Origin of the sequence: Halorubellus sp. JP-L1, assembly GCF_011440375.1 — an archaeon.
Classification (GTDB): Archaea; Halobacteriota; Halobacteria; order Halobacteriales; family Natrialbaceae; genus Halorubellus.
Window position 1 is genome coordinate 1,009,204 of the sequence record NZ_JAAOIR010000001.1, and the last position, 24,805, is coordinate 1,034,008.

The 24,805-nt window shown below is 69.4% G+C and carries 21 protein-coding genes; 7 read left to right on the forward strand and 14 right to left on the reverse strand.

Annotation, left to right across the window (positions count from 1 at the left end; genetic code table 11):
* Nucleotides 1-89 precede the first annotated feature (89 nt).
* Nucleotides 90-992: an NmrA family NAD(P)-binding protein gene (locus G9C85_RS05115; RefSeq protein ID WP_166037547.1), complete on the forward strand. Its 903-nt coding sequence runs from the start codon at nt 90-92 to the stop codon at nt 990-992.
* 27 nt (nt 993-1,019) lie between these two features.
* Here G9C85_RS05115 and G9C85_RS05120 read toward each other — a convergent pair whose 3' ends face one another.
* Together G9C85_RS05120 and G9C85_RS05125 are read right to left on the reverse strand one after the other, a co-directional pair.
* The gene (locus G9C85_RS05120) at nt 1,020-2,843 is read right to left on the reverse strand and encodes an acetyl-CoA carboxylase biotin carboxylase subunit (RefSeq protein WP_166037549.1); all 1,824 of its coding nucleotides are present in this window, start codon (nt 2,841-2,843) and stop codon (nt 1,020-1,022) included.
* Between the two features lie 105 nt (nt 2,844-2,948).
* Complete coding sequence (locus G9C85_RS05125) at nt 2,949-3,605, reverse strand: helix-turn-helix domain-containing protein (RefSeq protein ID WP_166037551.1); 657 nt, start codon at nt 3,603-3,605, stop codon at nt 2,949-2,951.
* Nucleotides 3,606-3,690: 85 nt separating this feature from the next.
* Here G9C85_RS05125 and G9C85_RS05130 point away from each other — a divergent pair, with 85 nt between their 5' ends.
* Entirely contained in the window at nt 3,691-4,320 is a 630-nt protein-coding gene (locus G9C85_RS05130) for an isoprenylcysteine carboxylmethyltransferase family protein (RefSeq protein ID WP_166037553.1), read from the forward strand.
* Between the two features lie 123 nt (nt 4,321-4,443).
* The gene (locus G9C85_RS05135) at nt 4,444-5,283 is read left to right on the forward strand and encodes a bifunctional 2-polyprenyl-6-hydroxyphenol methylase/3-demethylubiquinol 3-O-methyltransferase UbiG (RefSeq protein ID WP_166037555.1); all 840 of its coding nucleotides are present in this window, start codon (nt 4,444-4,446) and stop codon (nt 5,281-5,283) included.
* A 90-nt stretch (nt 5,284-5,373) separates the two neighbouring features.
* Here G9C85_RS05135 and G9C85_RS19195 read toward each other — a convergent pair whose 3' ends face one another.
* Nucleotides 5,374-6,033: a helix-turn-helix domain-containing protein gene (locus G9C85_RS19195; RefSeq protein WP_166037557.1), complete on the reverse strand. Its 660-nt coding sequence runs from the start codon at nt 6,031-6,033 to the stop codon at nt 5,374-5,376.
* A gap of 82 nt (nt 6,034-6,115) precedes the next feature.
* Between G9C85_RS19195 and G9C85_RS05145 the strand changes: the two genes are divergently transcribed.
* Complete coding sequence (locus G9C85_RS05145; RefSeq protein WP_166037559.1) at nt 6,116-7,648, forward strand: cytochrome P450; 1,533 nt, start codon at nt 6,116-6,118, stop codon at nt 7,646-7,648.
* Nucleotides 7,649-7,660: 12 nt separating this feature from the next.
* Here G9C85_RS05145 and G9C85_RS05150 read toward each other — a convergent pair whose 3' ends face one another.
* Both G9C85_RS05150 and G9C85_RS05155 read right to left on the reverse strand, forming a co-directional pair.
* Nucleotides 7,661-8,818 carry a phosphotransferase family protein gene (locus G9C85_RS05150; protein WP_166037561.1) on the reverse strand — a complete coding sequence of 386 codons (1,158 nt, stop codon included), beginning with the start codon at nt 8,816-8,818 and terminating at the stop codon, nt 7,661-7,663.
* A 100-nt stretch (nt 8,819-8,918) separates the two neighbouring features.
* Complete coding sequence (locus G9C85_RS05155; RefSeq protein ID WP_166037563.1) at nt 8,919-9,116, reverse strand: hypothetical protein; 198 nt, start codon at nt 9,114-9,116, stop codon at nt 8,919-8,921.
* Between the two features lie 90 nt (nt 9,117-9,206).
* Between G9C85_RS05155 and G9C85_RS05160 the strand changes: the two genes are divergently transcribed.
* Nucleotides 9,207-10,469: a PQQ-binding-like beta-propeller repeat protein gene (locus tag G9C85_RS05160; RefSeq protein WP_166037565.1), complete on the forward strand. Its 1,263-nt coding sequence runs from the start codon at nt 9,207-9,209 to the stop codon at nt 10,467-10,469.
* Nucleotides 10,470-10,505: 36 nt separating this feature from the next.
* Here the strand turns inward: G9C85_RS05160 and G9C85_RS05165 are convergent, their stop codons facing one another.
* From G9C85_RS05165 to G9C85_RS05180, 4 genes are all read right to left on the reverse strand, one after another.
* Nucleotides 10,506-10,826, reverse strand: coding sequence for an acc operon protein (locus G9C85_RS05165; RefSeq protein ID WP_240148778.1), 321 nt, complete (start codon nt 10,824-10,826; stop codon nt 10,506-10,508).
* Nucleotides 10,827-12,371, reverse strand: a complete 1,545-nt coding sequence (locus G9C85_RS05170) for an acyl-CoA carboxylase subunit beta (RefSeq protein WP_166038948.1) — start codon at nt 12,369-12,371, stop codon at nt 10,827-10,829.
* 145 nt (nt 12,372-12,516) lie between these two features.
* Nucleotides 12,517-13,929 (reverse strand): sodium-dependent transporter, encoded by a 1,413-nt coding sequence (locus tag G9C85_RS05175; RefSeq protein ID WP_166037567.1) that lies wholly within the window; start codon nt 13,927-13,929, stop codon nt 12,517-12,519.
* 233 nt (nt 13,930-14,162) lie between these two features.
* Nucleotides 14,163-15,602, reverse strand: a complete 1,440-nt coding sequence (locus G9C85_RS05180) for a sodium-dependent transporter (protein WP_166037569.1) — start codon at nt 15,600-15,602, stop codon at nt 14,163-14,165.
* 258 nt (nt 15,603-15,860) lie between these two features.
* Here G9C85_RS05180 and G9C85_RS05185 point away from each other — a divergent pair, with 258 nt between their 5' ends.
* The gene (locus tag G9C85_RS05185) at nt 15,861-17,591 is read left to right on the forward strand and encodes a histidine kinase N-terminal 7TM domain-containing protein (RefSeq protein ID WP_166037571.1); all 1,731 of its coding nucleotides are present in this window, start codon (nt 15,861-15,863) and stop codon (nt 17,589-17,591) included.
* A 37-nt stretch (nt 17,592-17,628) separates the two neighbouring features.
* Here the strand turns inward: G9C85_RS05185 and G9C85_RS05190 are convergent, their stop codons facing one another.
* Together G9C85_RS05190 and G9C85_RS05195 are read right to left on the reverse strand one after the other, a co-directional pair.
* Nucleotides 17,629-18,333: an SDR family oxidoreductase gene (locus tag G9C85_RS05190; protein WP_166037573.1), complete on the reverse strand. Its 705-nt coding sequence runs from the start codon at nt 18,331-18,333 to the stop codon at nt 17,629-17,631.
* A gap of 79 nt (nt 18,334-18,412) precedes the next feature.
* Complete coding sequence (locus G9C85_RS05195; protein WP_166037574.1) at nt 18,413-19,060, reverse strand: helix-turn-helix domain-containing protein; 648 nt, start codon at nt 19,058-19,060, stop codon at nt 18,413-18,415.
* A gap of 86 nt (nt 19,061-19,146) precedes the next feature.
* Between G9C85_RS05195 and G9C85_RS05200 the strand changes: the two genes are divergently transcribed.
* On the forward strand, nt 19,147-19,980 hold the full coding sequence (locus tag G9C85_RS05200; protein ID WP_166037576.1) for a class I SAM-dependent methyltransferase: 834 nt from the start codon (nt 19,147-19,149) through the stop codon (nt 19,978-19,980).
* A 26-nt stretch (nt 19,981-20,006) separates the two neighbouring features.
* On the opposite strand, the gene G9C85_RS05205 is transcribed toward G9C85_RS05200, so the two are convergent.
* From G9C85_RS05205 to G9C85_RS05215, 3 genes are all read right to left on the reverse strand, one after another.
* Entirely contained in the window at nt 20,007-23,945 is a 3,939-nt protein-coding gene (locus G9C85_RS05205) for an integrin alpha (RefSeq protein ID WP_166037578.1), read from the reverse strand.
* A gap of 382 nt (nt 23,946-24,327) precedes the next feature.
* Entirely contained in the window at nt 24,328-24,552 is a 225-nt protein-coding gene (locus G9C85_RS05210) for a hypothetical protein (protein ID WP_166037580.1), read from the reverse strand.
* A 40-nt stretch (nt 24,553-24,592) separates the two neighbouring features.
* Nucleotides 24,593-24,787 (reverse strand): hypothetical protein, encoded by a 195-nt coding sequence (locus tag G9C85_RS05215; protein WP_166037583.1) that lies wholly within the window; start codon nt 24,785-24,787, stop codon nt 24,593-24,595.
* Nucleotides 24,788-24,805 lie beyond the last annotated feature (18 nt).

A 24,805-nucleotide genomic window follows, 5' to 3' on the forward strand; every position in this document is an offset into this window, starting at 1 on the left:
ATCGCTCCATTCGGGGTTCGTCGCAAAAACCCGCAGTTACCGCGAGTACGACCCGCCTAGTTACGTTCTGAGGGCGCTTACGTCGACCAATGACACGGGACGTGTTCGTCGTCGACGGGATTCGGGAGCAGGGCGCTGCCGTCGTCGACCACCTGCTCTCGGGCGCCGTCGGCGACGTCGCCGTCACCGCGTCGACGCCACATCCCTACAACGCTCGTCGGAGCGTCGCGAGCCTCCGCGACCGCGGCGTCGACGTCGTCAGGGGCGACCTCGACGATCCGGCGTCGTACCGCACGCACCTCGCGGACGCCGACGCGGCGTTCCTCGTCACCGCGACCGGCGACGGCGGCGCCGACACGGAAGCGGTCCGCGGCCGCGGGTTCGTCGACGCGGCCATGGACGCGGGCGTCGACCACCTCGTGTACGGGTCCGCGATGGGCACGGACCGCCCCGGAGCCGACGGCATACAGGCGCTCTCCGGGAAGCGCCGCGTCGAAGCGTACCTCCGCGAGGTCGACCTCTCGTACACCGTGGTCCGACCCGGCCTGCTCGTGCAGCGGTTCGAACGCCAGCGCGACGCCATCGCGGACGGCACCGTCGCCTGGCCGGTCGAACCCGACACGCGCCTCGCGGTCGTCGACGCCGACGACGTCGGGAGCGTCGTCACCAGCGCGATGGCCGACCCCGGGCGGTTCGACGGCGTCCACGTGGACGTCGCCGGCGACGTCCTCACGCTCGCGGAGATCGCCGACGGGTTCGCCGAGGTCCGCGGCCACCACGTCACCGCCGAGCACGTCACCGACCGACGGGAGCGCGAGCGCTTCGGCGACCTCACCGCCGAACGCTACGCGTGGTTCGACGCCAACGGCGGCCACCGACTCGACCCCGCGCCGCTCGCCGACCTCGACCTCCACCCGCGCTCGCTGTACGACGCCCTCCAGCGCACCGGCTGGGCGCCCGACACCGACGAAGAAGAAGCCCTCCCCAACTAAGTCCCGACCGCGATTCGCGGCCCGTCGCTACTCCAGCCGAACGAGCAAGTCGCCCATGTCGACGCTCTCGCCTTCTTCGACCGCGATCTCGCTGACGGTGCCGCCGGCGTCGGCGACGACGTCGTTCTCCATCTTCATCGCTTCGAGCACGAGCAGGACGTCGCCGGCGGCGACCTCGTCGCCGACCTCGACCTCGACGTCGAGGATGGTGCCCTGCATCTCCGCGGTGACGGCGCCGTCGCCGGCGACCGCGCCACCGCCGGCGTCGTCACCGCCGCTCGGCCCGGCCTGCTCGGGCCGGTCGTCGCCGCCGCTCCCGGTCGGGATCGCCATCCCGCCGCGTTCCTCGAGCTCCACCTCGAAGCGCTTCCCGTTCACCTCGACCGTGAACTCGCGCTCCACGACGTCCTCGTCGTCGGCCTGCACCGTCTCCGTCCCCCACTGCTCCTGGGCCTTCGCGATGCGCTCGCGGTCGATCTGCTCGTCGAGGTACTTCGTCGTGTGCGTTCCAGCGACGAACTCCTCGTCGGTCAACATCAGCCGGTGGAACGGGATGATGGTGACGACGCCCTCGAGGTCGTACTCGCGGAGTGCGCGCAGCGACCGCTCGATGCACTCCTCGCGATCGCTGCCCCAGACGACGAGCTTCGCGATCATCGAGTCGTAGTCCGTGACGAGTTTGTCGCCCTGTCGGAGTGCGTCGTCCATCCGCACGCCGATGCCGCCCGGCGGGTCGTACGTCACGAGTTTGCCGCCGGTCGCCGGCTGGAACTCCTTCGCGGCGTTCTCCGCGTTGATGCGGAACTCCATCGCGTGCCCGTCGAGTTCGACGTCGTCCTGGGAGAACGCGAGCTCCTGGCCGTCCGCGACCTTGATCTGCCACTTCACGATGTCGATGCCCGTCAGCTCCTCGGTGACGGTGTGCTCGACCTGGATGCGCGTGTTCACCTCGAGGAAGTAGAAGTTCGTCTCCGGCCCGAGGAGTTCGCCGGCCTTGCGCTCAGTATCTTCCTCGACGAGGAACTCCACGGTCCCGGCGTTCACGTAGTCCGACGCCGCGACGCCGCGTCGCGCCGCCTCGCCGATCTCCTCGCGGAGCTCCTGGGAGAGCGCGGGACTCGGGCCCTCCTCGATGACCTTCTGGTGACGGCGCTGGAGCGAGCAGTCGCGCTCGCCGAGGTGCCGGACGTTCCCGTGCTCGTCCGCGACGATCTGGACCTCGACGTGCCGCGGGTTCTCTAGGTAGCGCTCGAGGTACACGGAGTCGTTGTCGAAGTACGCCTCGCCTTCGCGCTTCGCCGATTCGAGCTGGTCGGCGGCCTCGTCCTCGCTCCGGACGATCTTCATGCCGCGTCCGCCACCGCCGCCCTCGGCCTTGATCGCGACCGGGTAGCCGTACTCGTCGCCGAACTCTGTGACCTCCTCGACCTCGGTCACGGGGTCGGTCGTCCCGGGGACGATGGGGACGTCCGCCGCGTCCATCGTCTTCCGGGCCTTCGTCTTCTCGCCGAGTTCCTCCATCGAGTCGCCGCGCGGTCCGATCCACGTGATGCCGTCTGTCTCCTCGACCTTCCGCGCGAACCGCGCGTTCTCTGCCAGGAACCCGTAGCCGGGGTGGATGGCGTCCGCGTCCGCCTTCTGTGCGGCCTCGATGACGGCGTCGTGGTCGAGGTAGGAGTCGGCGGCTCGCGCCGGGCCGACCTTGTACGCTTCGTCGGCGTACCGGACGTGCCCGCCGTTCTTGTCCGCTTCGCTGTAGACGGCGACCGTCGAGATATTCAACTCCTCGCACGCTCGCATCACGCGAACTGCGATCTCCCCTCGATTCGCGACGAGAACCTTCCTGAACATTTCTTGCGCGAATCGACACAGAGTAGCCACCTTACTCTTACGCTAAAAGTCGGTCAACCAAAGTTCGACAGGCGGTTGACTCGTCCGTCGCGCGTCCGTGGTCGTTCACCCGACGAGCGCGTGCATGACGCGGGATTCGGCCTCCTGGAGGAGCGTGGACGCGGTGCTCTCGGCGACGCCGAGGCGGTCGGCGATGTCCGCGAGCGATCCCTCTCGCGGTCGCTCGTAGTACCCCGCGTCGACCGCGGCGCGCACGGCCTCGAGCTGGCGGTCGGTGACGTCGCTCGTGACGCGTGGATGCCGGCGGTCGTACTCGCCGACCTCGAGCACCGTCGTCTCCACGGCGTCGGGGAGGCCGTCGACGACTGCGCGCAGGTTCTCGCCGTCGCCGAGGAGCGTGATGTCGAAGCTCCCGTCGTCCTGGTACCGGACGGGTGGGACGACGAGGATGTCGAGCGCGGCGAACGCCTCGCGCCACGCCGCGTCCGCCTCGCGGGACTCCTGGCAGACGTACACGTAGAACGAGTCCCCATCGATCGGCGTCAGCTCGAACCACCGGATGGAGTCGACGGACGCGACCTGCTCGCGGTACGGGTCGCGGTCGGCGACGACGTAGAAGAGCTCGTACTCGACGTCGCGGTCCGGGAGGACGTTCCACGTCAGGAGCTCCTCGTAGGCGACGACGTCCTCGTCCGCGATGAACTCGACCATCGGATGCATCAGGTCGCGCGGCAATCGGAGGCGGACGTCGAGGTACTTCATCGGTCGACGGTCGTCTCCCCACCCACTTCAATCACCTAGCGACTACCGCAGCGGTCTGACCGGTCGGGACGGCGAAAGGCCGGGCATGGTCGACGTCGCACTCGTCGCGTTCGGGGTCGGGGTCGTCGCCGGGATCACGAACCTCGCCGGGTTCGCCTGGAGCGTCCTCGTCCCCGAGCGCCGGTACTGGCCGCCGGGCGAGCGGGACTGGCGGTACTACCTCCAGTGGACGGTCGCGCAGACGCTGACGGTCTGCATCGCCGTCACGACATACCTCGACTGGAACTCGCTGGGGCTCGCTCGCCCGCTGTCCCTGTACGTCGGGCTGGCCGTCTTCGTTCCGTCGTACGCTGCGGCGATGGCCGCCGGGCTGGACCTGGGGATGGACGAGACGAAGGGGCTCTCCGGGGAGCTCCGCACGGACGGCTGGTACCGGTTCTCGCGGAACCCCCAGTACGTCTGTTACATGGTCGCGACCGCCGGGTTCGTCCTCGTCGCGAACTCCGCGCTCGTCCTCGGTCTCTGTGCCGTCCAGTTCGCGATCTGGGTCGCGCTCCCCTTCCCCGAGGAACCGTGGCTCCGGGAGCAGTACGGCGACGCCTACGCGCGCTACGCCGATCGAGTCCCGCGGTTCGTCGGCGTCCACACGCTCCGCGAACTCGCCGCCCTCGGCCGCGGCGAGCACCGCGACGAAGCCGCCGGCAGCGAGCGCTGACGCGACGACCCGAGCCGGCCGACTGCAATCGATTCGACTCGCGTTCCTCGTTCTCGCGAGGAACTCGAGGGCGGCCGGTTGGCGCCCGAACGGTTTTTCCGGTCGTCCGCGAACGCGACATCGATGGCGGACCTCGACCCCCGCGAGTACTACACCGAGAACGCCGAACGCGAGTTCGATCGCCTCACCGAGACGCTCCCGAAGCGCCTCGAATGGGAGCACACCGTCGCCGCGCTCGAGGACGCCCTCCCCGACGGTGGGCGCGTGCTCGACGCCGGCGGCGGCCCGGGCCGGTACAGCATCTGGCTCGCAGACCGCGGCCACGACGTCGTGCACTGCGACCTCACGCCCGAACTCGTCGCGCTCGCTCGCGAGAAGACCGCCGACGCCGGCGTCGCGGACCGAGTCGACAGTCAGGTCGGCGACGTCCGCGACCTCCCTTACGAGGCGGACGCGTTCGACGCGGTCTGTTGTCTCGGCGGCGTCCTCAGTCACGTCCTCGACGAACGCGAGCGAGAGCGGGCAGTTGCGGAACTGCACAGGGTCGCACGGCCGGGCGCACCCGTCGCGGTGTCGGTCATCGGCCGCGTCGGCGGAGTCCGGAGGGCGCTCAAGTCCCTCGGCGAAGCCGACGACCCCCACCCGGGCCGGAGCGAGGTCCTGGAGCACTACGCGCGGACCGGCGACTTCACCGAGGGCGTCCTCGAGCGCTTCGACCTCGGCGATGGCTGGGCCGAGAACCACGCGTTCCGCGTCGCCGAACTGGAATCGCTCCTCGAGGCCGGCGGCCTCGACCCGGAGCGCGTCGTCGCGCTCGAGGGACCGACCGCTGCGCTCCACGAGGAACTGGCGGACCCGCTGGAACACGTCGCCGACGCCGCCCGGGCCGTCGCCGCCGAGTTCCGCGACGACCGGGCGCTCGCCGACGTCAGCGAGCACTTTCTCGTACTCACACGAGCGTAGTGACGGTCAGGGGTCCGAGTTTCTGTCGAGACCGATCGAGCCCCGCGTCGATGATTCGACCACGGGCCGAGCGCCGCGTTCACTGACCGACTACCGACCGAGCGCCGCGTCCACGAGTGCGCGTTCGGCGTTCCGGAGGAGCGTGGACGCGGCGCTCTCGGAGACGTCGAGTTCGTCGGCGACCGCGGCGAGGTCGCCCTCGCGCGGGACGTCGTAGTACCCGACGTCGCGCGCGACAGCGATGGCCTGGAACTGGCGGCGCGTGAGGCGGCCGGCGAGCGCGCCGCCGAGGCGGCCGTGCTCGCTGACGCGGTCGACGGTCGCGTCGACGGCCTCAGGGAGCCCGTCGAGGACGCCCGAGAGTGCGTCGTCCTCACCGAGGACCGTCACCTGGACGGTGTCGGTCGCGGTGTAGACGATCGGTGGAACGACGACGAGCCCGGGCGCGTCGAACGTCGACATGAGGGCGCTGTCGGCGTCGCGGAACGGTAGCTCCGCGTAGACGTAGAACGCGTCCGCGCCCTCGACCGGCGTGACGTCGGCCGTCCGCGCGACGTCCGTCGCCTCTCCGAGCTCCCGGATGACGTCCAGGTCGCCCGAGACCAGCGACAGGAAGTACACTGCGTCCTCGTCCGGTCGCACCTGCCAGGACAGGACCTCCTCGCGGTCCACGACGTCGTCGTCCACCCAGTCCGGGACGGGTAGCTGCATCGACTCCGGGAGCGTGAGCGTGATGTCCGCGGATTGCACGCGTCGACGTACCCCGACCACGAATAAAAGCGTTCAGTGCTTCGGGGCAATCGACACCGCTCGTCCCTGCGTCAGTTCGACCATGAGCGACGCGAGGAACGCGACCGTCGACGGCTCGAGCGAGGAAGACGACCGACCGGCGTCCGGGAGCGACCGCGGACGCGCCGACACCGTCTCGAACGCGCGCCGGCCGCCCCACGTCGACGGACTCCCGGTCGTCGGCTGCACGCTCGGGGTCGTCCGCGACGCCCTCGACTTCGGCGAACGACTCTTCGAACGCGGCGACGTCGTCTCCTACGACGCGTTCGGTCGACGGTTCGTCGGGATAGCGGACCCCGACGCCATCGAGTCGATCCTCGTCTCCCGGAACGACGCGTTCCGGAAGGGCGAGTTCGAGACCGAGTTCGGGGCCATCATCGCCGCCGACGGGCTCGCGTTCACCGAGGGCGAGCAGTGGCGCCGCCAGCGGAACGCCCTCCAGGGGTCGTTCACGCCCGCGACGGTCCAGGGGTTCGCGGACGACATCGTCGACCGCGCGAGCGCGATGGCGGCCGACTGGACGGCGACCCCGGGCGACGTCGCGCTCCGCGACCAGAACGCCCGGTTCGCGCTCGACGTGCTCGCTCGCACCTTGCTCGACGTCGACCTCGACGACGAGCGCGGCGACGTCGTCTCGACCGCCGCCGACGCCATCTCGGACTACGCGTCGCCCGCGAGCCTCGCCGTCCCGGACTGGATTCCGCTTCCCGCAGAGCACCGCTACCGCCGCGCGATGGCGGACCTCGACGCGCTCGTCGACGACCTCGTCGCGGAACGGCGCGCCGACGCGAACGCGAGCGGTGACTTCGGCGACGACCTCCTCGGCACGATGCTCGCGGCCGTCGCCGACGGCGGTGACGGAGACGGCGTCGACGCCGACGACGCGGGCGTCCGCGAGGACGAGCTGCGCGACCAGCTCGTCACGTTCCTGTTCGCCGGCCACGAGACGACCGCGACCGCGCTCACGTACGCGGTCTGGCTCGTCGCCGGCCACCCGCGCGTCCGCGAGCGCCTCGACGCCGAGCTCGACGCCGTCCTGGACGGCGGGGACCCGTCGTTCGCCGACGTCCCGCAGCTCTCGTACGCGGAGGCCGTCGTCGAGGAGGCACTCCGGCTCTACCCGCCGGTGACCACGATCTACCGCGAGGCGAAGTCGCCGACGACCGTCGACGGGTACCGCGTCCACCCGGGTGAGGTCCTCCAGCTGTCGACGTACCACGTCCACCGCGACGACCGCTGGTGGGACGCCCCCGCCGAGTTCCGTCCCGAGCGCTGGCTGGACGACGCTGACGCGACCGTGGGCGGTCTCGACCCTGACGCGACCGTCGCCGGTCTCGACGCGGACGTGGACGCGGCCGCGTTCGGCCGCGAGGACCGCCCGGAGTACGCGTTCTTCCCGTTCGGCGGCGGCCCCCGGCACTGCATTGGGATGCGGTTCGCGCGCCTCGAACTCCGCCTCGCGCTCGCGACGCTCGCGAACCGCCTCGAGTTCGAGCAGGTCGGCGGCTTCGACCCGACGGTCAAGATCGCTCTCGACCCCGGCGACGTCCGCATCCGCGCCCGCGAACGGCGCTGACCCGACGGAGAGTCATATCTCGAGGTCGCCGTCGACGACGAGTTCCGCGACGGCGGCGAGGTGCTCGACGTGCGGCGGGTGGTCAGAGGGCGCGTCGGCGAGCACGGCGTGCCGGTGGAGGTCCGCCCAGACCGTCGCCAGGTTGAACGCCGCGAGCGCGACGTAGAACCGGAGGTCCGCGACGTTGCGGCCACTCGCGGCCTCGTATCGCTCGACGAGGTCACGTCGCGAGGGACTCCCGGGGTCGGACGTGTACGGCGCGAACCCCCTGTCGTTCACCCGTCGGAGGTGCTCGATGGCGTCCTCGTATTCGCCGTAGCGCGCGACGACGTCGTCGAGGGACGGCGTCGGGTCCCCGGCGTCGCGCCACCGCAGGAGGAGGTAGCCGAGTTCGGTCAGGGGGTCGCCGAGGAGTGCAGTCTCCCAGTCGAGGACGCCCGCGACCGCGGGCTCGTCGTCGTCCGCGAACAGGACGTTCCCCGGCCGGAAGTCGCCGTGGACGAGCGTCCGGTCGACGTCGTCCGCGGGCGGGGCGTGCTCGCGGAGCCAGCCGCGGACGCGGTCGAGCGCCGGCACGTCGAGCTCGGTCGCGTTCGTCGCGGCGTCGAGTCGCGCCCGCGACCGCTCGACCTGCTCGGCGGGCGTGACCGGCTCGAGCGTTCCCTCGAAGGCGTCGACGTCGACGGCGTGGACGTCGGCGAGCGCGTCCACGAGCACCGCCCCGAACCGCTCGCGAGCGGCGGGGGTCCGCCAGCGCTCGGGGAGGTCCGATCCGAGGGGAACCACGTCGCCGTCCAGGCGCGTCATCGCGAAGAACGGCTCGTCGAGCACGGACGCGTCAGCACAGAACAGCACGGGTTCGGGCGTCGGCACTGGCGCGTCCGCGAGCGCCTCCATCACCGCGTACTCCGTGCGGACGTCGTTCATGTAGCTCGCGTTCCGGAGCTTCCGCGGCGCTCGCACCACGTACGCGTCGTCGACCGCGTCGGCCGCGTCGGCCGCGTCGTCCGTCACGTCGTCGTCCGCGTCGTCGGCCGGGCGCGTCGACACTGACAACAGGAGGTTCAGGCCGTCCGCGAGCACGTCGATGCTCGCGACGTCGACGTCGAGCTCGCGTTCGATGGCGGCTTCGAGTGCCGCGGCGTCGACGTCGGGGCGTTCGTCGATCATGCGCCGACCGAGGAGAGACGGTTCAAAAAGGCTCACGACGGTGTGGCACGCGAGCGCACGCCGCTATCGCAGCGGATCTGTACCGTCGCCGACCCCCGAGCTAGCGGAGCGCGTCGCGACGCCGGAGGTAGCGTCGCTCGCCGAGAACTGCGCTCGCGGCACCGGCGACGCCGACGACTGCGACGACGTGCTCGGAGTCGAGCAGCGGAACGACGCCGCCCGCCTCGAGTGCGAGGACGACGACGAGCGCGAGCAGGCCGCCCGCGAACCAGAGGACCGCAGTCCGCTTCGGGTTCATACTCGAACTATACCCGCGACTCAGAAGTACCTTTCCGCCGTCCCAGTCGACGATAGGATTGAAGGCGATGGCTGTAATATCGCCCACAGGATGTCCGACACGGATCTGACACGTCGGAGGTTGCTGTGTGCGGGTGCATCTCTCGGTGGACTCGGAACGGCGGGCTGCTTACGACTGACGAGCGATTCGACGGATGCAACGCGTGATGAGGAAGAGCCGACGACGAACTCGACGCGTGATGAAGGGGCCCCATCGGCGAGCGACGACACGCAGACGGTCGAGACAACCGAGGAATCGACCCAGCAACAGGTGGTCGAACTGTCGCTGAGCCAGCAGTGGAAGCCGGCACTCGGGGGCGACGTCGCGAAATCGACGGCCGAGTCGTTCTTCCTGATCGAGTCGGACGAGGACGGCTGTCGAGTCGACAGGGTCGACACGAACGGCAAGTCACTGTTTACCGTAACGGCAGGTGGGCTCAATTACATGGAGCAGGAGCAACTGGCAATCGGTGACTCGCAGTTATACTTCGGCGGCTATGACGAAGCCGAAGGAGAGAGTTCCGTCTCGACGGGGAGACTGTACTGTTGCTCGACGACCGATCCAGGCGAGACGCCAAAGTGGGAAATGACGGTAGACGGAGAGGTGATTTTCGTGGACGCCGCTCCCAACCTCTGTGTGGTGGGAACGAACTCGTACGACGTGCACTACGAGGGCGAGAACCAAGGGCGAGTCTACGGCGTCGACCCCACGGACGGGACGGTGATGTGGCAGAACGAAACGTTCGATGCTGCATTCATCGAGGGAGTGGAGCGCGTAGACGAAGGCGTCGTCGTGGGAACGTCCAACCGAGTCATCTTGTTGGACCCTGATACCGGGGACGAGATGGCCGAACTCAGCGAAAGTGGTGTCTTCGGCGGCGGCATGACACTCTCGGATGGAGTACTCTACACGTCTGACCGCTCGGACCGTGCGATTTCGGTCGAGTCGGGCGAGACGCTGTGGGAGACCACCGAGCTTCCCGAGACTGTCGATCGAACCGATTGCCTCGTCGCCCGGGACCACGACCAGGTGGTCTTCGGAACACGCACGGGCCGGGTCGTGAGCCTCGACAGCGAGACCGGTGCGCTCCGCTGGAAGCAGACGATGCCAGCGAAGGTCACCACGCCACCGAAACGGTGGCGGGGCTTCGCAGTCGTCGTCGACGACTCGAAGGCGGTTCGCGCGTTCGATCTGAACAACGAAGGCGCTGCGGTCGAATCAGCGTCAACGAAGCCCACTCCCTTCTGCTTCGTCGGAGACACTGCCTTCTTCGGTGGACTCGACAACACCGGGTACACCGTCGGCGTCGAGTGAGTGACGACGGACAGGAACAGATAGAGAACCGCCGCCTCAGAACCGGTCGGTGCGCGCGCTCGCCGTCCACGGGTCCCGCGGCGCGCGGTCGGGGACGCGCGCTTCGCGGCCCTGGAGGCCGCGGACGCGGCCGGCGAACGTCCAGCGCTCGCCCGCCCAGGACGTCGCCTCGCCCTCCGCAGCCGCCGCCCGTTCGAGGTCCGAGAGGTGCGCACCGACGGCCGCCGCGATCGCCGCCGCCTCCGCGTCGTCCGCGTCCGCCGGGATCGACAGCGCCGACAGCAGCGACGCCACGTCCGTCGACGCATCCCCGGACTCGTCGGCCGCAGCCGCGGATCCTGGCTTGTCCTCGGTCATCTACAGGGGGATGTTGCCGTGCTTCTTGTCCGGCTGGCTCTCCCGCTTGGTCTTCAGCATCTCCAGGTCGTCGATGAGGCGCGCACGCGTCTCCACCGGCTCGATGACGTCGTCGAGGAACCCCTTGTCCGTCGCCGTGTAGGGGTTCGCGAACTCCTCGCGGTACTCCTCGATGAGCTCGTCCCGGAGCTCGTCGGGGTTCTCCGCCTCCGCGAGCTCCTCCCGGTAGAGGATGTTCACCGCGCCCTGCGGCCCCATCACGGCGATCTCGGCCGTCGGCCACGCGTAGTTCACGTCCGCGCCGAGGTTCTTCGACGCCATCACGCAGTACGCGCCACCGTACGCCTTCCGCGTGATGACCGTCAAGAGCGGGACGGTCGCCTCGCTGAACGCGTACAGGAGCTTCGCGCCGTGCCGGATGATCCCGCGGTGCTCCTGCTCGGTCCCCGGCATGTACCCGGGGACGTCCACGAGCGTCACGATCGGGATGTTGAACGAGTCACAGAACCGCACGAACCGCGATCCCTTCATGGACGCGTCCACCGTCAGCGTGCCGGCGTTCACGCGCGGCTGGTTCGCGACGATCCCCACCGAGTGCCCGTCGAGGCGACCGAACCCGACGACGATGTTCTTCGCGAAGTTCTCCGCGACCTCCATGAACGACCCCTCGTCGACCGTCGACGAGATGACGTCCGTCACGTCGTAGGGCTTCTGGGGGCTCTCCGGGACGATGTCGTTGAGTTCCGTCGGGCGACGTTCCGGGTCGTCCCACGGCTCGACGCGCGGCGGGTCCTCGACGTTGTTCTGCGGGAGATAGGAGAGGAGGCGCTTGATGCGGTCGAGCGCGTCCTCCTCGTCGTCGCAGTGGAACTGCGCGACGCCCGTCTTCGACGTGTGCGTCCCCGCACCACCGAGTTCCTCCTGCGTGACCTCCTCGCCGGTGACCGTCTTGATCACGCCGGGGCCAGTGATGTACATGTGGCTGGTCTCGTCGACCATGAAGATGAAGTCCGTAATCGACGGCGAGTACACCGCCCCGCCGGCGCACGGCCCCATGATCGCGGAGATCTGCGGGACGACGCCGCTGGCCTGCTGGTTCCGGTGGAAGATGTCCGTGAACCCCGCGAGTGACTTCACGCCCTCCTGGATGCGGGCGCCCGCGGAGTCGTTGAGGCCGACGATGGGCGCACCGACCTCCATCGCCATGTCCATCACCTTCGTCACCTTCTCCGCGAACACCTCGCCGAGGCTCCCGCCGAACACCGTGAAGTCGTGCGCGAACACGAACACCTTCCGGCCGTCGACGTCGCCGTAGCCCGTCACGACGCCGTCGCCGAGGATCTGCTTTTCCTCCATCCCGAAGTTGTGGGCGTTGTGCGTGCGGAGTTGGTCGAACTCGTGGAACGTCCCGTCGTCGAGGAAGTACTCGATGCGCTCGCGAGCCGTCATCTTCCCCTTCTCGTGCTGGGACTCGATGCGGTCCTCGCCACCGCCGAGCAGCGCCTCCTCGCGCATTTCCTCGAGTTCCTCGATGCGGTCCTCCATCGTCACGGCGACCACCTAGTCATTGGAGGAATCGACGCCCACCGGCGACTAAAGGTTTCCCGTTAATCACACCGAAACGGGTACGACGATCGTCGACGTCGAACGACTACGAGTCAGGGTTCGACTGCCGCGCTCGAACCGTCGGTCAGTGCTCGGCGGGTCCGCTCGGCCGTCGGCGGGCGACGCCGGCGACGAGGGCTGCGGCGACGACGACGGCAGCGACGGCGACCTGCCACGTCGGCGCGTCGACGCCCGCCGCGTCGAGGAGCCCGACGCCGAGCGTGAACAGGAGGAACGGCGGGAGCGCGACGCCGATGAGTACGCGCCAGGCGTCCCCGAGCCCCGTCGTGTACCGCGTTCCGGTAGCGAACTCCTCGACGGCGTCCGCGCCGACGACCCACGCCGCGAACACGACGAACGCGAGCAGGCCCGTCGTGAGGACGACGTCGACGACGGGACCGGCGAGTGCACTGAAAAGCGACGGCGAGAACGCACTCGCGGCTCCGGTGACGAGCACGACCGCCGCCACGCCGGTTGTCGCGCGCTTCCGGTCGAGGTCGCGTTCGTCGACGAGGTACGCGACGACGATCTCGAGCATGCTGATCGAGGAGGAGAGCGCGGCGAGCGCGACGACCGCGAAGAACCCGACGGCCAGCAGCGTGCCGTAGGGGAGGGTCGCGAACGCGGTGGCGACGCCGACGAACAGCGCGCCGGGGCCGCTCGTCGCGACGTCCACGCCGGGCGTCGAGAACAGGAGCGGGAACACGACGAGGCCGGCGAGCACGCCGAGACCGGTGTTCAGGACGGCGACCATGGTTGCGTCGGCGGGGAGCGAGCGGTCCTCGCCGACGTAGCTCGCGTACGTGATCATCGTGCCCGCGCCGACGGAGAGCGTGAACAGCGCCTGTCCGGCGGCGGCGAGGGCGACGTCGACGGCGTTCTCCTGGATGGTCGCGAGGTCGAACGCGAGGTAGAACGCGTAGGCGTCGCCGGCGCCGGCGAGGCCGCTCGCCCACGCTGCCATCCCGACGAGGACGATCGCGATGACGGGCATCATGACGGTCGTGGCGCGCTCGATGCCGTCGCGGACGCCGCCGTAGACGACGCCCGCGGTCGCCGCGAGGAACGCGACGTGGAACGCGGCGGCCTCGGGGCCGTACGCGATCGAGTCGAAGTACGCGCCGGGGGCGTCGAAGTACGCGCCGGTCGGTGACGCGACGAGGTACCGGAGGATCCATCCGCCGACGACGCTGTAGAACGAGAGGAGGACGACGCCGGCGACGACGCTCAGGAGGCCGACGTGCCCCCAGTTCCGCGACCCGGAGAGCTCTCGAAGCGCGCCGACGGGGCTCTTGCGCGACCGACGCCCGAGGACGAACTCCGCGAGGAGTCCGGGGACGCCGACCGCGAGGACGATACCGAGGTAGACGACGAGGAACGCGCTCCCGCCGTTCTCCGCTGTCATCCACGGGAACCGCCAGAGGTTCCCGAGGCCGACCGCACTCCCCACGGCGGCGAGAACGAATCCGATGCGACCCGTCCAGGATTCACGTGCCATTGGTACCCAACGGCGCGCCCCCACCAAAGTACGTTACGGACCGGCGATTCGTCAGCGTTCGATTATCACGGTTCTTGCGGCCAGTATTGACGGTTCCCGGACGAACGAATACGCCTCCTCGAACGAACGGTGAAGAATCGTCGACGAACCGATTCGAGCGTCGGTCCGGAATCGTCGACGAACCGATTCGAGCGTCGGTCCGGAATCGTCGACGAACCGGTTCGAGCGTCGCCTCAGACGCCGTGGCCGGCGACGCGCCGGGCACCGCCGACGAGGACGACCGCGATGGCGACGGCGAGGGCGACGACGACCGGCATCGACGACAGGACCGCCGGGTCGAGGACGCCGGCGGTCACGAGGATGGTCTTGACGCCGAGGACGAGCGTGACGGTGAGCGCGAGCACGACGACGGTACGGAGCGCCCACAGCCACGCGAGCCCGAGCGTCTCGCTCCCGCCGGAGCCGCGCGCGAGTTCGCGAGTCGAACGCGCGCCCTGCGTCCAGCCGACGACGACGGCGACGCCGAGACCGACGAGCGGGAGGAAGAGGTTGTACGCGAGAACGTTGTACCAGTCGAGCGCGCCGACGCCGTTGAACGAGAATCCCCAGGCGGTCGGGGCACCGAGCAGGAAGATCCCGGCGCCGAGGACGGTGGCGACCGGCTTGCGGTCGCGACTGGTGTTCTCGACGACGTACGCAACGACGACCTCGAGGAGCGAGATCGCAGAGGAGAGCGCGGCGAGCAGGAGGACGAGGAAGAACAACAGCCCGAGGACGCCGCCGGCGGGGAGGGTCGCGAACGCGGCCGCCATCGACTCGAAAACCGCGCCGGTGCCCGCGGTGTCGAACCCGATGCCCTCCGCGGCGAGGACGGGGAAGACGACGAGGCCAGCGAGCACGCCGACGACCGTGTTCAGGACGACGATAATGGCGCCGTCCGCGGGCAGCGAGTCGTCGTCGCCGAGGTAGCTCGCGTACGTCACCATCGCACCCATCCCGAGGCTGAGCGTGAAGAACGCCTGCCCGACGGCGTTCGGGAGGACGTCCGGGAGGTTCGCCGCGAGCGTCCCGAGGTCGGGATCGAGGTAGTACGCGTACCCGTCGGCGACGCCCGGGAGCGTGCTCGCCCACGCGGCGAGCGCGACGAGGATGACGACGATGCTCGGCACCATCACCTTCGTTCCGAGCTCGATGCCGTCCTCGACGCCGAGCGCGACGATGCCGACGACGAGCGCCATGAACACGAAGTGCAGCGCGAGCGCGCCCGGACCGACCGCGATCGAGTCGAAGTACGCCGACGGGTCCCCGAAGTACGCGCCCGTGAGACTCCCTCCGGCGTACCGGAGCACCCACCCGCCGACGACGCTGTAGAACGAGAGGATCCAGAACGCGACGAAGACGCCGGCGCCGCCGACGACGCCCCACGAGCCACCGGCGTACTCGCGGAACGCGTCCACGGGATTCTTCTCGGTGTTGCGGCCGACGACGAACTCCGCGAGCAGCGCGGGGAACCCGATCAGGAAGACGGCGGCGAGGTAGACGACGAGGAACGCGGCCCCGCCGTTGTTCGCGGCCTGGAACGGGAACTGCCAGATGTTCCCGAGGCCGACTGCGCTCCCGACCGCGGCGAGGATGAACCCGACGCGGCTACTCCACGTTTCTCTCTCCGCCATCTCTCTTCGCTCGCCGCGGCTGAGCCCTAAACGTGGCGGTTGTTTCTTCCGACACTTGGAGCGAAGATACCAGAACGATCGAGGACCACAACCGAGTTCGGACTGGACGGCCGAGAACGACCATCGAGTTTGAACGGGGCACTCGAGACCTCGAACGCGCTCGAACGAACCGTTCCGGACGTCAGCACATGATCGACTGGAGCGGTCCTCGGGTCCCCAGCCAGAAGCATCATACGAACCGAGTCCATTCTACGACCAATGATAGACGGCTTGCTGCCGTTCGTCTACACCGCGTCGGCGGTGCTGACGGGCGGACTCGCCGTTCTCACCTGGCGGAATCAGCACAGCGACGGGTCGCGAGCGCTCACCGGAATCCTCGCCGGGATCACGTTCTGGCTGGTCGCCATCGTCGCGGCCGAGACGACGACGGCGCTCGCTCCGAGACTCCAGTGGGCGGCCATCACGTTCCTCGGGACCGGGCTCACCGTCGCCTTCCTGTTCCTGTTCGCGCTCCGGTACGCCGGGTACGTGGACGTCCTCGCGGGGCGACGCGCGCTCGTCCTCGCCGTCCATCCCGTCGCGATCGCGCTCCTCGCACTCACGAGCCAGGGCTCGGGCGTCGAACTGTTCGGCGTCGGCGGGCACGAACTCCTCTACGAGTACGTCGACATGGCCGCGTACGACGACGGCAGCATCGAGTGGGCGTGGGGGTTCTGGGTTCACGTCGCGTACGCGTACGTCCTCGTCGCCGCGAGCTCCGTCCTCATCCTCAAGACGACGCTCACGTCGAACGACACGTACCGCTGGCAGAGCGTGACCGTCGGGATCGCCATCCTCGTCCCGTGGCTCGCGGACGTCGTCGAGTTCCTCCTCTTCGAGAACGTCAACGGCCTGCTCGCGCTCGGATTCGGCGTTTCCGGTATCCTCCTCGCGCTCTCCGTCCATCGCTTCGAACTGTCGAACGTCACGCCCGTCGCACGCCCCGTCGTGATGGAGGCCGTCGCCGACGGCGTCCTCGTCGTCGGCGCCCACGGCCGCATCGTCGACCTGAACAGTCGCGCACGCGACCTCCTCGACCTCGACGAGGACGCGCTCGGTGCGGACGCATTCACGGTTCTCCCTGGCGCATTCGACGCGTTCGAGGACCCCGAGACGGCACCCACGCGAGAGCGCGTCACGTACGACTCGCGGACGCTCGAGGTGGAGACGACGCCGTTCGGCGACGACGACGAGACCGGGCGCGTGTTCGTCGTCCGCGACGTCACCGAACAGCACGCGTACCGGACGGAGCTCGAGCGGAAGACCGAGCGCCTCGACCGGTTCGCGAGCGTCGTCAGCCACGACCTCCGGAACCCGCTCTCGGTCGCGAAGGGGTACGCCGACATCGCCGAAGAGACCGGGGACCCGGACGCGTTCGCGGAAGTGCACGCGGCCCACGACCGCATGGAGTCGCTCATCGAGGACGTCCTCCTGATGGCGCGCGAAGGCGAGACGTCGACCGACCCGGAACCCGTCGCGCTCGCGGACCTCGCCGAGCGCGCGTGGGCGACCGTCGACACCGCGAACGCGACGCTCGACGCGTCGGCCGCCGACGGCGCCATCCTACACGCGGACCCGGACCGGACCGTCCAGCTGTTCGAGAACCTCTTCCGGAATTCGGTCGAGCACGGGGGGCCGGACGTCGCCGTATCCGTCGGCGTCCTCGACGACGCGGGGTTCTACGTCGCCGACGACGGCACCGGCATCGACCCGGACGTCCGCGACGACCTCTTCGAGACGGGCGTCACGGGCGGCGACGGCACGGGCCTCGGGCTCGCCATCGTCGACCGCATCGCCGACGCCCACGGCTGGACGGTGACCGCGACCGACGGCACCGACGGCGGCGCGCGATTCGAGTTCCGCGGCGTCGACACCGACCCGAACACTCCCGACGCCGGCCCAGGCGCTCCCGACGCCGACCGGACCGCGGACGACGCAGTGTCGACGTGAGCGCGCTCGCCAGTTCCTCGGGACCGCCAGTGCCCGCTCAGGCTTCGCCGTAGACGGGGACGGCCGCGCCACTCGTCACGGACGCCGCGTCCGACGCCAGGAAACAGATGACGTCCGCGACGTCCGCGGGATCCACCCAATCGTCGCTCGCCTCCATCATCTCGCGGTTCATCGGCGTGTCGAGCACGCTCGGCATGACGGCGTTCGCGCGCACGTCGCCGAGTTCCTCCTCGGCGATCGTCTCCGTGAGCGTCCTGACGCCCGCCTTCGACGCCCGATACGGGCCGTCGCCCTCGCCGCCCTCCAGGGACGACCGCGACGAGATCGAGACGATCGCGCCCTCGGTCTCGCGGAGGTGGGGGACGGCGTGCTTGCTCGCGAGGAACATCGACTTGAGATTGACGTCGAACAGGAACTCGAACTCGTCGACGTCCGTGTCCGCGACGTCGTCGCCACCGCGCCACGTCCCCGCGACGTTACAGAGCACGTCGACGCGCCCGTGGTCCGCGACGACCGACTCGAAGCAGTCCGCGACGGCGTCCTCCTCGGTCAGGTCCGCCTGGTAGAACGCCGTTGCGTCGTCCGGGTCCAAGAGGGCGTCCTCGTGACTCGGCTCGCGCACGTCCACGGCCGCGACGGTCGCGCCCGCGTCCCGGAACGCGTCCACGACCGCACTCCCGAGCGCGCCCGACGCACCGGTCACGACCGCGACCTGCTCGCTGAAGTCGAACTCGACTGGCATACCTTACAGGACGGTCCGATTCGTGAAATGCCTCGGGGTCGTCGACCGCGCCGGGGTCGAACCGTCCACGCAACATCGTTCAGGGCGCGTCGAGCGCGTTCGCGACGAGCGTCGACTCCGCCCTGCGCAGGAGGTCCGACGCCGTCGATACCGCGCAGTCCATCTCCGCGGCCACCGCCTCGACGCCGTCGTCCCGCGGCACCTCGTAGTAGCCGACGCGCCACGCCGCCTGCAACGCCTCGCGCTGGCGGTCCGTCAACCCGCGCTCGTCCCAGCCGGCGTACTCGCCGACGCGCGTCACGTCCACGTCCATCGCCGCGGGGAGGGACTCGACGACCGCCTGGAGGTCCGCGGCGCGCCCGACGACCGTGAGCTCCATCGTCATGTCCGGGTGGAAGACGACGGGGCCGGCGACGACGACGGTGTCCTGCTCGAACGCCCCGAGCAGGTCGCGCTCGGCGTCGTCGTTCCGCGCTCGAACGTAGAGGAAGAACGCGTCCGGGCCGTCCGGCGTCACGTCGTACTCGAGGACGTCACCGCGCTCCGCGAGCGTCCCCTCGTACGCCTCGCGGTCGCCATCGACGTAGAACAGGAGCGTGCGGACGTCGCCGTCGGTCTTCCCCTCCACGAGCACCTCGCGGTCCACCGCGGGCGACTCGCAGACGAACCGATGCATCGGATTGATCGTGTCCGCGGTGTGCCGGATGCGCACGTGCAGGGACTTCACGAACCGACGACACGCCACCGAACGTACTTAAACTGACGATAGGGTTCGCGGCAACGAACACCCGCGTCGGTACCGACCACTCGAACATGGAGTGCACCGACGAGTCGCCGACCGTCGACGCACGCGACGACCCGACGCTCGCGAACCAGGACGACCTCCGGGCCGCGCTCGCGGCCGCCGGACTCGACCTCGGCGATGGCGCCGCCGCCGCGGACGGCCCAGATACCGCCGCAGACGGTCCAGATACCGCCGCGGACGACCGCCACCGCGGCCAGGAGCTGTACGACTGGTGGAGTCGACACCCGCGCGTCTACGCGGCCCTGATCGACCTCGCCGAACCGCTGTTCGACGTCGCCTTCGACGCGCTCGACGCGAGCCCCGGCGAGGTCGTCTGCGACCTCGGCTGCGGGCACGGCCGGAACTTCCAGCGGCTCGCGACCGCCGTCGCGTGCGAACGCCCCGACGCGGATACATCGAGTGGCGCCGTCGTCGGCGTGGACTACAGCGAGGGCATGGTCGCTCGCGCCCGCGACCGCGTACGCGACCACGGCTGGGAGCACGTCCACGTCGCCCGCGCCGACGCCACCGAGACCGTCGGCCCCGACGACGCGTACGACGCCGTCTTCACGACGTTCGCGCTCCACACGATGCACGACCCCGAGGCCGTCCTGGAGAACGTCCACGACGCGCTCGCCCCCGGCGGCCGCTTCGTCGCGCTCGACGGCGGCGGCCTCCGCGCTCCCGGCACCCGCTGGCTCAACCCCCTCTTCGAGCGCGTCCTCGCACTGACCGTCAGCCACCACGTCGGCGCCGACACGCTCGCCGCCACCCGCAGCGTCTTCGACGACGTCACCGTCGTCGACACGTTCGACGCCGGCAGCGGCTACGTCCTCCACGCGAGAAAAGAATCCGACGCCTGAGCGAACGCCCCGCGAGTCCGACCGACTCAGTGCACCGCCGACAGCATGGGTGCGCCGGTCAGGACGCTCGGAACGAATGATTCGGCAACGACAACGCTCTCCTCGTCATCGTCTTCGTCACCGTCGTCGCTGTCGTCGCTGTCGTCGCTATCGTCGCTATCGTCGCTATCGTCGCTGTCGTCGCTGTCGTCGCTGTCGTCGCTGTCGTCACTGTCGTCGCTGTCGTCGTCGAACACTTCGGTCGGGTCGCCCGGGTCGCCCTCGGCGGGGTTGTTCCCGGCCGCGCCGCTACAGTTCTCGCCGTCCGAGTCGAAGTTGGGGTTGACGTAGTCGCCATGGGACTCGGTGAGGATGCCGACGAGCATCCCCCCGGGACTCCCCGGTCGTTCGCCTTCGTCCAGCGTCTGCTCCTGGCCGACGGTCAGTTCGCCCTGACCGGGGTTGTACGTCACTAGCTGCACCGTGACCGGGAAGTCGTCGTCGTCGCCGGAGAGCTCGACGTTCCCACAGCCGAAGAACACCACCTCGAACTCCTCTTCGGCCGGCGGCTCCGGTTCGTTGCACGTCACGTCGATGTCGCCGGTGTCGTCGAGCAGCTCGCCGGAGGTGTCGGTGCCCGCGTAGACTTTGACGTTCGTGACGTTCTCGCCGTTGGGGTTCTCGAACACGATGTCGCCCGAGAAGTTCCCGTCGTCGTCGGTCTCGACGCCGACGGTCTCCGTCGAGTCGTCCTCGTACTGGACGACGGCAGTCACGCGGTCGGCATCGAGGTTCGCGACCTCCACCGTTACGTCATCGCACGTCACGTCCAGAATCGACCCGGACGGATCGGGCTCAGGTTCAGGCTCCGGCTCGCTGCACGTCACGTCGACGTCGTCCATCACGGTCAGACGCGTGCGGTCGTTCGCGTTCGCGCCGTCGTAGAGCACGACCCGCGAGACGTTCTTGTCCTCGGGGTTCGAGTAGTCGACGTCGCCGCTGAACTCGCCGTCAGAGCCGATCTGCTTGCTCACCTGAGTCGTCGAGCCGTCCTCGAACTCGACCTTCAGCGAGATCGCGTCGTTCTCGAGGTTGCTCACCTCCACGGTCACGGCGTCGCACGTCACGTCGCGGATGCTGCCCGCCGGCTCCGGCTCGGGCTCCGGCTGCGTGCACGTGACGTCGATCGGGCCGGTCTCGGTGAGCATGCTGTCGCTCGTGCTCGACCCGTCGTAGAGGACGACTCGCGTGACGTTCTTGTCGTCGGGGTTGTCGTAGGAGATCCGGCCGTCGAACTCGCCGTCGGAACCGATGGACTCCGTCGCGGTCGTCGACGATCCGTCCGCGAACTCGACCTTTATCGTAACATCGGACTCGTCGGCGTTGCTGACGAGGACGCTCACGTCGTCGCACGTCACGTCGCGGATGCTTCCTGCGGGGATCGGGTCCGGCTCGTTGCAGGTGACGTCGATCGGCCCAGTCTCCGTGAGGAGCGTCGCGTCGTTCCCGGCTCCGTCGTAGAGCTTGACGTTCGTGACGTTCCGATCACCGCCGTTCGAGTAGTCGACGTCGCCGCTGAATTCGCCGTCCGAGCCGACGGCCTTGCTCACCTGCGTCGTCGACCCGTCCTCGAACTCGATCGTCAGCGAGATCGCGTCGTTCTCGAGGTTGCTCACCTCTACCTCGACTGCGTCGCAGGTCACGTCGCGGATGCTACCCGCGGGCTCCGGTTCTGGTTCGGGCTCCTGGTCGGGCTCGCTGCACGTGACGTCGATCGGGCCGGTGTCGTCCAGCAGTTCGCCGCTCGTCCCGGACCCGACGAACAGCTTCGCGCGGGTGACGTTCCTATCGTCGGGGTTGTCGTAGGAGATCCGACCGTCGAACTCGCCGTCGGAACCGATGGACTCCGTCGCGGTCGTCGACGAACCGTCCTCGAAGAACACCTTCGCCGTGACGGCGTCCGCGTCGACGTTGCTCGCCTCGACGCTCACGTCGTCACACGTCACGTCGCGGATGCTGCCAGCGGGCTCCGGTTCGGGTTCGGGCTCCGGTTCGCTGCACGTGACGTCGATGCGGCCGGTGTCGTCGAGCTCCTCGTCACCGGTCTCGCCGGCGAAGAGCGTCACGCCAGTGACGTTCTTCTCGTCGGGGTTGTCGTAGGCGATGGCTCCGTCGAACTCGCCGCCCGCAACCGCGGCGGACTCGCTCGTCGACGAGCCGTCCTCGAAGGACACCTCGACCGTGACGGACTCCGCGTCGACGTTCGCCGCCTCGACCACGACCTCGTCGCACGTCACGTCCACGACGTCGCCGGTCGGTTCCGGCTCGGGTTCGGGCTCCGGCTCGGGCTCCTCCTCGTCCGGGACGCACGTCCCGTTGACGAGGTACGCCGCGCCGGCGTCGTCCCCGGCGGCGCTGTCGTTGAACGGCGCGCCGACGACGACGTCCTTCGACCCCTCGCCGGTCGCGTCACCGAGGCCGGAGACCACGTAGCCCGCGCGGTCGTCCTCGCCGGCGCCGACGAGCGTCGCCTGCGCGGTCGAGAGGTTCCGGTCGTCGCCGAAGTCGCCGTCGCCGGCGACGACGTACGCGGCACCGGCTCGCGGCGCGGTCGAGTTGTTCCCGGGCGCGCCGACGAGCACGTCCGCGTGCGGGTCGCACGTGACGTCGCCGGATCCAGCGCTGGCGACGTCCCAGCCGGCGCGGTCGCCGGCGCCGTTCCCGCGGAGTTCCACGCCCGCTTCGCTCAGGTTCACCGTCCCGCTCGCGGTCGCCGACCCCTGGACGACGTACGCGATGCCGGACTGGTCGCCGTTCGTGTCGTTGAACGGCGCACCGATCACGACGTCGCCGTACGTGTCGTTGTTCACGTCGCCGGCGTCGGCCACCGCGAACCCGGCGAGGTCGAACGATTGCGCGCCGGTGTACGTGACCTGTGCCGAGTCGAGGGACTGCTCGGCGTCGAAGTCGTCGTCGGTCAGGACGTACGCCGCGCCGGCGTCCGTGCCCGTCGAGTTGTTCCGGGGCGCGCCGACGAGGAGGTCGTGGTCGCCGTCGCCATCGAAGTCGCCGGCGGTCGACACGGACTCCCCTGCGCGGTCACCGTCGCCGACGCCCGTGAACGTCGCGTTCGCGGTCGCGAGCGACCGGTTCCGTTCCGTCGACGCCGTCGCGTCCGCGAGGAGGTACGCCGCGCCCGCGTCCTCGCCGGCCGTGTCGTTCCCGGGCGCGCCGACGAGCACGCGGTCGGTGACGTCGTCGCTCGCGTTCCCGATGCCGGCGACGGACGTCCCCGCGCGGTCGCCCGCGTTCGCGCCGAGGAACTTCTTGGTGGCGTCCGCGAGCGACGCGTTCGCGGGCGTGTCCTCGTCGACGTCGACGACGTACACCGCGCCGGCGTTCTCGCCGGCCTGGTCGTCGAGCGGTGCGCCGACGAGCAGCTCGGTCTGGTCGTCGTCGTCGACGTCCGCGGCGTCGAGCGCCGCGCCGGCGCGACTGTTGCCCGCGTCGCCGTAGAGCGTCACGTCCGCGTCGCTCGCGTTCGTCTCGCCCGGCTCCACGGGCCCGTAGAACACGTAGACGACGCCGGCGTTCGGGCCGCCAGTGTCGTTCCGTGGAGCGCCGACCGCGACGTCCGCGACGCCGTCGCCGTTCAGGTCACCGACCTCGGCGACGGCCGACCCGAACTGGTCGCTCGCGTTCGCTCCCCTGAACGTCGTGTTCGCGTCCGCGAGCTCGATCAGTCCTGAGACGCCCGCGGGAACTGCCGACGCTCCGGTCGTGGACGCACTTGGGCCGTCGCCGACGGTCGCCTCCGATGACGCCCCGTCGGCGTTCGGTCGTTCGAGTGGCGAGGCCGACGCCGCTGTTGGCAGCGGTACGGCACCCGCCACTAGCATGCTACTCACCGTGACGAACGCGAGAGCGACCGCCAGCCACTCTTTGCGGCGGCCCTCTCGCGAGGATGGATCCGTATTACCTGGCATCTCGTCTCTATCCTCCGACGGAAAGTCCCTTTGTTATGAGAGGTCAATCCCGAAGTAACGCCGCCGGTTCCGAATCAATGAATACCGTTACTACCGCCTGAAAGGCCTCGAAACGGCAATTCTGCGCCGAGCGTAGACGCCGTCACGCACCGGAGAAACGGCGTGTTACTCCCCCACACGATCGGGGCTTGCAGCGACGACGCGTTCGCGCCAGTCGAGATCGCCCGCGACCACGAACACCGCGCTCGAGGCCGCGTCGACTCCGCCCGCATGCACCGACGCGACGCTCGAGGCCGTATCGTTTCCGATCGCGTTCACGGACCAAAGCTCGAGGCCGCGTCGAATCCGGTCGCAACGGGTGCGCTCGGGTCCGGTCGTCGCTTCAAAAGGTCGTGCAGACGGGGATGCCGACGGTGTCGTACTCGCCGAGGTTCTCGACGACGCCGGGGACGTCCTCCAGGGCGACGGTGTCGCCGACGATGCGGCCCGGTTCGAGCTTGCCGGTGTCCATCATGCGGAAGATCTCCTCGTACTCGACCTGCGGGCAGCCGTAGGACCCGTAGAACTCGCGTTCGCCCGTCACCATCGCGTCCACGGGCAGGCTCACTTTCGACGAGTCCGCGGCCCGCTCGCCGAGAGGGTCGACGCTACGGATCGACGCCGGGCAGCCACTCGGGGTGGAAGACGAGCGCGTAGAGGACGAGCACGTCCAGCAGGACGAACGCGATCGTGGGCGACTGACCGTCCGGGGAGAACGCGACCAGCGACGCACCGAACGCGGTCAGGAAGGCGAACACCGCGACGAGGACGCGACGCGTTCGAGACCACTCGCTGGGATGCATGGTGGGCGCGACGACCGT